The organism is Desulfonatronospira sp. MSAO_Bac3, assembly GCF_003838035.1.
Classification (GTDB): domain Bacteria; phylum Desulfobacterota; class Desulfovibrionia; order Desulfovibrionales; family Desulfonatronovibrionaceae; genus Desulfonatronospira; species Desulfonatronospira thiodismutans.
Genome location: NZ_QYZY01000058.1, coordinates 1 through 6,129, shown reverse-complemented (window position 1 = coordinate 6,129; position 6,129 = coordinate 1). Strand labels below are relative to the sequence as shown.

At 54.0% G+C, this 6,129-nt stretch carries 4 protein-coding genes; 2 read left to right on the top strand and 2 right to left on the bottom strand.

Annotated features, from left to right (window positions below; genetic code table 11):
- The first annotated feature begins 220 nt into the window (after positions 1–220).
- The gene (locus D5S03_RS02150; protein ID WP_008870271.1) at positions 221–1,852 is read left to right on the top strand and encodes a response regulator; all 1,632 of its coding nucleotides are present in this window, start codon (positions 221–223) and stop codon (positions 1,850–1,852) included.
- Here the strand turns inward: D5S03_RS02150 and D5S03_RS02145 are convergent.
- Entirely contained in the window at positions 1,797–2,555 is a 759-nt protein-coding gene (locus tag D5S03_RS02145; RefSeq protein ID WP_287042545.1) for an RNA methyltransferase, read from the bottom strand. The two genes, D5S03_RS02150 and D5S03_RS02145, sit on opposite strands and share 56 nt — an antisense overlap.
- Positions 2,556–2,848: 293 nt before the next feature.
- Positions 2,849–3,850 carry a DUF933 domain-containing protein gene (locus D5S03_RS02140; RefSeq protein ID WP_287042544.1) on the bottom strand — a complete coding sequence of 334 codons (1,002 nt, stop codon included), beginning with the start codon at positions 3,848–3,850 and terminating at the stop codon, positions 2,849–2,851.
- Positions 3,851–4,350: 500 nt separating this feature from the next.
- On the opposite strand from D5S03_RS02140, the gene topA reads away from it, so the two are divergent.
- Positions 4,351–6,129, top strand: a 1,779-nt coding sequence (topA, locus tag D5S03_RS02135; protein WP_287042546.1) for a type I DNA topoisomerase, incomplete at its 3' end; no start/stop codon positions are given.

Genomic DNA, 6,129 nt, shown 5'->3' with positions numbered 1-6,129 from the left:
TATTAAGATACGCCTCCTCATAATTGCTTGATTTCCTTGCCAAAAGAAAAAACTCCTCGTTTCCGGAAAGAAAACCAATAGCTTCAACATCCGGAAAGAAAGACTTTCCGGATGGAAACTAGAGAGAACACTTGCAGCGTGACAGGCAGAAAATTCAAAAAATGTGCGCTGATGAACCAGGGATAGAGCCTGGTTGTCGCCGGAATGACAAGGAGAGAAAATGTCTCATTTCGACCCAAGGCACCTGTTGAGTGAACTGGAAGACAACGTTTCCAAGCAGGACCGGATAAAGGCCGACCTGGTCCTGGAACATATTGAAAGCGCTGATGCCGGCACCCGGAAAAAGCTGATACATATCCTGGAACAGGGCAAGCCTGAGTTTGTCGGACCTCTGCTTGTTTCTCTCATTTCAAAGAGGCCGGCCCTGCAGGAACAGCTTTTAGACCTCAAGAGCGCACTCATGGCAGTAACCCTGCAGCAACCGGGAATTCTTCTCAAGACCATCGAGGACAAGGTGCCTCCCCGGGAAGTCTTTATCAGTATGGCCGGGGAGTTAAGGCTGCAGGAGGCGGCTACAGGTCTTATGGAGATCCTGGTGCGGGAGCTGGACGAAAATATTTTGAAGGAAGCCATTACCGCCTTAGGATCCATGGGAGATCCTGCCGCCACCAATTCCATAAGCGAATTTCTTTATTCCAATCACAAACCTTTGACCATCGCCGCCACCAGGAGCCTGGGACAGATAGGCACACCAACGGCCATGCAGCGGTTATCGGAGAAAATGGGCAGTGATGCCCAGCTGGATATACTTATTCTGGACATATTTTCCCAGGTTCAGGATCATGTTTCCCTCAGCAAGCTGAATCAATCCCTGAGTTCGCATTATGCCCACCTGAGAAACTATGCCAAGTCCAAGCTGGTGCGCATCGGCCCCAAGGCGGTGCCCATGCTCTGCGACAACCTCATGCACGACGACCCGGACCTCGTGATTCATACCCTGAATGTCCTGGGAGATATCGGGGATGCTTCGGCACTGACCTTTATACGCAAGATGCTGGGAAAGGAACCAAAGGATCCCAACGTGCGGTTTGCAGCCTATGAGGCCCTGGGGCGTATGCCCCTGGAGAAGGGGGCTTACATACTGGCCAGGGGTCTTACTGATCCAGAGGAGCATGTGTGCGTTGTTGCGGCTTCGGCTATTGATCAGAATCTGAACCAGGTCCTGGCCGCCGGGGTGAAAAACATGGTCCGGCAGAAGGACCAGGACGCGCTGAAAACAGTCCGGGCCATTGTCAGCGCCCAGGCCAAGAATCTCCTGGTTGCCCTTCTGGAGGAAGAGACATTCCAGGAAATGGTCACTGATTATCTTGTGCAGAGCGCTGCTCCCGAAGTGCAGGAATATTTCCGGGATCTGCTGGAAAAGTATGGTTACAGGGAACTGTCTCAGAGGCTCAAGCCTGGTGATCCCGGGGAGGACAAGAGACCGGTGGCCGTGGCCGTGGATGATTCAAAGATGATCCTGAAGATTTATAAATCCACTCTGTACGAACTGGGTTATGAGCCGCTGGTGTTCGAGTACCCGACTGAAGCCATGAAATGGCTCAGGGAAAATCGGCCGGAGGTGGTGTTTACTGATCTGAACATGCCCGAGATAACCGGAATCGACCTTATAGGCATGGTCAGGGAAATCTATCCTGACAACAGTCTGCCCATTATCATGGTCACCACCCAGAACGAGGTCCAGGACAATGAAAAGGCCAGGAAAGCCGGTGTGAGTGATATCACCTTCAAGCCCTTTACGGCTGAGACCTTGAAGCAGGCCCTGGAGGGAGCCGGCCGGCCATCCACTTGATCTGCCTGCATATTCCCATGAGAAGATTGAATTCATGCTGCCGGATGCCTGTTTTGGCCAGAAACCTTTTCAGGGGCAGCATGAAGTAATCCGGGTTGTCCGGCTGCAGGAAATCTATAAGCAGCAGGGTCTCCTGGATGTTCTGGTGCAAAAGCTGCATCTGCTCCTGGGTAACAGGAGGCGAGTCCCAGGAGGGGATATGGCGGGTTCTGGCGGCCGGTACATGCTTAAAGCATTCATACAGGACCAGGAGAACCGCCTGGGAGAGATTGAGGGACCAGGCCTGGCTTGTGGTGGGGATGGAAATGATGCGCGGGCAGAGTTCTATCTCATGGTTGGCCAGGCCTTTGTCCTCGGGGCCGAAAACCAGGGCGGTGTCCTGGTCCAGGGTTTCCGGGTGCATTATTTCCTGAGCCGCCTGCCAGGGCAGAAATACGCCCTTGCGCCAGCCACCCACCCGGGCGGAAGTGGCAAAGACCCGGTGAAAGCCCTTCAGAGCCTGTTCCAGGTTGGGGTAGTGCTCGGTTGAGCGCAGCAGTTCCGCCCCTCTGGAGGTGGCCAGGGGAGCGGCCCGTTGCGGGTCGAAGGTCTGTGATCCGGCGATGATCAGCCTGGAACAGCCCATGTTGATGCAGGCCCGGGCCACGGAGCCGACGTTTTCCGAGTACTTGGGGCGGCAGAGTATGACCGCGATGTTGTTCATGTTAGTGACTTACTCCTGAAACCTTGCTTGTCACGCCTCTGGCGTGATAAATTTTCTTCCAATACACTGGGGTCATAAAAAACAAGAACCACGCTAAGAAGCGTGGCAAGCCAGACGCTAAGACGCTAAGTCAAAGACGCGAAGTAGGTGTATTGTCCAAAACCGGGACATGGTTTTGGACAAGGCTGCCTTCCTTTGCGATCTTTGCTTGCCCGGTTAAATGCGTAAGCACCTCGAAGAGGATTTAACTGGGCGCCTTTGCGTGAAAAAATGGGTTGCGGGCATGGCCCGCGTTAGACATTGAACCTGAAGGTTATGATGTCCCCGTCACGCACGATGTATTCCTTGCCTTCAAGGCGCAGCACACCCTGTTCTCTGGCCTTTTTAAAAGTCTTGCAGGCCAAAAAGTCCTCCCATCCCAGCACTTCGGCCCGGATAAAGCCTTTCTGTATATCGGAGTGGATTACACCTGCGGCTTCCCAGGCGTTTTTCCCCCGCTTCAGCGGCCAGGAGCGCACTTCTTTTTCCCCTGCGGTGAGAAAAGTGATCAAGCCCAGAAGGTCATAAGTCCGGCCAATGACCCGGTCCAGCACTGATCCTTCAATGCCCAGTTCCTGCATGAATTCCAGAAGTTCCTCTTGGTCCTCCAGCTCGGACAGTTCCCTTTCCAGCCTGGCGGAAAAGGCGACATGTCCCATGCCGGTACTTTCCGGCGGAGTTTTAAAGCCGCTCAAGCTGTCCTCAGCCACGTTCCAGGCATAGAGTACTGGTCTGGATGACAGAAAGGCAAAACCCCGCAGATCCTCATGAGCGGCAAGGTCTGGATATTCCCGCAGAGGACTGTCCTGTTCCAGGACCTGCCTGGCCTTGTTCAGGAGTTCTTCCTGGTTCTGGTCATGCAGGTGTTTGGCCTTTTTTTTGTCTTCCTGCATCCTTTCCAGTTTTTTTTCGATCACCGCCAGATCGGCGATAATGAGCTCGGCTTCAATGGCGCTTTGCTGGGCTGCCGGGTCATGGGTTCCGGTGTAGGCGTCCAGGACCGCCAGCAGACATTCAAAGCCTCTGATATCGCTTAAAACCTTGTTGCCCAGGGAGTTTGAGCCTCCCCCGGGCAGGTCCTGGAACTCTATTTCCGTATGGGTGATTTTTTTGGGTTTGAAAAGGTCGCAAAGTGGTTCCAGGCGCGGCTCAGGGACCTTGACCGCGGCCCTGTTGCCCGGGGTGCCTGGACCGGCCAGGGCTTTGAAAAGCTCAGTCTTGCCGCTGCCGCTGAAGCCTATTATGGCGGTTTTCATATCTTCACCTTTATGGATTATGGGATTAAGGGATTATGGAATTAAGGTATTAAGGGATTGAGGGATTCATTAAAGGATAAAGTTTCAGGTAACCATTCAGGGGGACAGGAATCACGCCTCTGGCGTGACTGGGGACAGTCCCCGCGTCACTTGTCCTGCACAAATACACAAATTACAGACGCAAAATTTTGTGAAGCTGCATAATCATTACTTAGCGGGGGACAGTCCCCTGGCCTTGTGCCATTAGTCAGCACCGAGGACCCCCTGAATGGTTACAGTTTCAGGGATTCTGGACTGTCATAAAGCACGTGTGTCAAGCCTTTCTTGATTCCTTGATCCCTCAACTCATTGATCCTTGATTCTTCAAGAAACAGGTTTGTAGGCGCAGGCCGTCAAAGGCCAAAGGCCTTATAGCAAAAAGCTCTTTCTGACAAGGGAAACTGCCCCGGGTCAATTTTTCCTTGCCAAAGAAGAATGCTATGCTTATACGCACCAACATTATGAGCAAAGATCTAATTATCGTCGAGTCGCCGGCCAAGGTAAAGACCATCAGCAAATTCCTGGGCAAGGATTACATGGTGGAGGCCTCAGTGGGCCATATCCGGGACCTGCCCAAGAAAACCCTGGGAGTGGATGAAGAAAGCGGTTTTCAGCCCGAATACGAGATCATCTACGGCAAGAAAAAGGTGGTCAATAAGCTCAAGCAGAGCGCTGCCAAGTCAGCCAGAGTTTTTCTGGCACCGGACCCTGACCGGGAAGGTGAAGCCATAGCCTGGCATATTGCCGAGGAAATAAAATCCAAGAATGCCAATATCCATCGTATCCAGTTCAACGAGATCACTTCCAGGGCGGTACAGGAGGCCCTGCAGAATCCAAGAGAGCTGAACCAGAGCCTGTTTGACTCCCAGCAGGCCAGACGCGTTCTGGATCGGCTGGTGGGCTACAAGATCTCGCCTCTTCTCTGGAAAAAGGTCAAACGCGGCCTTTCCGCCGGCCGGGTGCAGTCCGTGGCCCTGCGCATGATAGTGGAGCGCGAGCGCGAGCGCCAGGCCTTTGTGCCCGAAGAATACTGGGTATTTAAGGTCAATTTGCAGACCCAGGCCCTGGAGAGTTTTGAGGCTGGACTGTGGAAGATTGCCGGTAAAAAGGCCCATGTGCCCTCGGAAAAAGATGCCCTGGCCCTGGAGGAAAAAGTCAGGGGGGCTTCGTTTACAGTGCAGTCGGTTGAAGAAAAGGAGAGATCCAGGGATCCCAAGCCGCCTTTTATCACCTCAACCCTGCAGCAGGAAGCCAGCAACCGCTTAGGATTCACCGCCAAGCGGACCATGAGCGTGGCCCAGCGCCTGTATGAAGGCCTGGACCTGGGAGACAAAGGCACCACCGCCCTTATAACCTACATGCGTACCGATTCAGTGCGGGTGGCCAAGGAGGCCCAGCAGGAGGCCAAATCCTGGATCATAAACAACCTGGGCAAGGATTATTATCCAAAAAAGACCAGGTTCTTCAAATCCAAGGGCTCAGCCCAGGATGCCCACGAAGCCATCAGGCCGGTGGACCCGTCCATTACCCCGGACGAAATCAAGTCCTACCTGTCCCGGGATGATTACGTGCTCTACAATCTCATCTGGTCCAGGTTCATGGCCTCCCAGATGGCCGCGGCCAGGTTCTGGGATACTGTGGTGACCGTCAAGGCGGCAGACACTCTGTGGCGGGCCAAGGGAGAGCGCATTATCTTTCCGGGTTTTCTGCGCATTTATACCCCGGGGGGCACCCAGGAGGACAGTCTTCTGCCCAAGCTGGCCAAGGGTGAAGAGCTGGTCCTGGAAAATCTGTCCAAGGAGCAGAAGTTCACTCAGCCCCCGGCCAGGTACAGCGAAGCCTCCCTGGTGCGCAGGCTGGAGGAACTGGGCATCGGCAGGCCCTCCACTTATGCAGCCATTATTTCCACACTCCTGGACAGGGAATACGTAACCCTGGAGGAAAAAAATTTCCGGCCCACTGAACTGGGCTCAGAAGTGTGCGATCTGCTTGTAGAGCATTTCCCGTCCCTGCTGGATGCAGGCTTTACCGCCCAGTTGGAGCAGGACCTGGACACCATCGCTCTGGGTGAAAAAAACTGGGTGGAGGTGATGCGCAGTTTTACCGGGGAATTTTACCCCACCCTGGAAAAGGCCCAGAAGGCCATGGCTTCGGTCAAGGGGGGCAAGGAGACGGACATCAAGTGCGACAAGTGCGGAGAAACCATGCTCATCCGTTTCGGGCGCAACGGGGCTTTTCTG